1 protein-coding gene is annotated in these 1,198 nt (G+C 51.3%); it reads left to right on the top strand.

Annotated elements, in window-relative coordinates; genetic code table 11:
• Positions 1-25 precede the first annotated feature (25 nt).
• The coding region (locus PG881_RS23890) for an IS4-like element ISApu2 family transposase (RefSeq protein WP_270803306.1) at positions 26-1,198 on the top strand (1,173 nt) is incomplete at its 3' end.

Here is a 1,198-nt window from a genome sequence, read left to right as displayed (position 1 = left end):
AAAAAAAACCGACACGCCCGAAGCCATGACTATTATCAATGCAACCCAGTACCTCAAGCAACTTCTTAGCTCTTCTGAACTCAACCGGATCGGTAAATTTACCGGTTTTTGTCAGCGACTCCGGGATATCCAGCCTGCGAGACTACTCCCGGCTCTGCTCTCAGGGCTTGGTTGCGACAAGGTGGATGGTATTGCTGGTTTGCATCGCCATTTCAATGCGTTGCAGCTCCATGATACTGACCAAATAGCGTATAAACCCTTTCACAACCAGTTACGCAAGCAGGGTTTTCCCTTGTTCATGCGCGCACTGGTTGAACGAGCCATCGCCTTACGCCTCAAGGAGTGTCTACCGGACGCCCACGGACTGGCAGGCTTTGAGCAGGTACTGCTGCAGGACGGGTCGTCATTCGCGTTACATCCGCAATTGGCAGAACATTTCCCGGGCCGATTCAATAAGCACAGCCCCGCTGCGGTAGAGTGTCATATGACCATGTCCTTGCTGGACCAGTCGCCGATATCGATGAGTATCACGGCGGATACCGAATCGGAGCGCAAGCATCTTCCGGCCGCAAATTCGTTAAATAACAAACTGTTATTGGCGGATGCCGGTTACATCAGCCGCGAGTACTTTGCTGATGTGACCAAAGCCAAAGGAAGCTATCTGGTCAGAGGGAGTCAAAATCTCAATCCCAAAGTACAGGCAGCTTACCGACAGGACGGCAGGGAAATGCCCAAGTTACTCGGAAAAAAGCTCAAGGATATCGATCGGAGAAGCTGCAGAGCCGAGGTTCTGGATCTGGATGTGAGTTCGGGAAAGTATAAATATCGACTCATAAGACGTTGGTTTGCAGAGGAAAAACGGTTCTGTATATGGATGACCAATCTTCCGCGTGAGCGATGGCCAGCCGAGAAGGTGATGGCATTGTATCGTTGCCGTTGGCAGATCGAACTGTTGTTCAAAGAGCTGAAATCACATAACCGGTTGAAGGCGTTCGCGACACGACAAAAAGCGATAGCGGAAGGCTTGATCTGGGCTAGTTTGCTGGCCTTGCTGGTCAAACGTCGGCTGGCGCTGACGCTGATTGGCAGCGCGGAGTTATCGATGCTGAAGATTGCCAAAAACAGCGCGCTTTGGTTAATGCCGATATTGGCGAGCATCATCCATGGTGCGTGGCAGGAAATAACAGAGAAGTTGGAG

This window comes from Aeromonas sp. QDB54, assembly GCF_027707385.1.
Taxonomy (GTDB): Bacteria; Pseudomonadota; Gammaproteobacteria; order Enterobacterales; family Aeromonadaceae; genus Aeromonas; species Aeromonas hydrophila.
The sequence above is the reverse complement of the archived record's forward strand: the minus strand, read 5'-3'. Positions and strand labels throughout refer to the sequence as shown.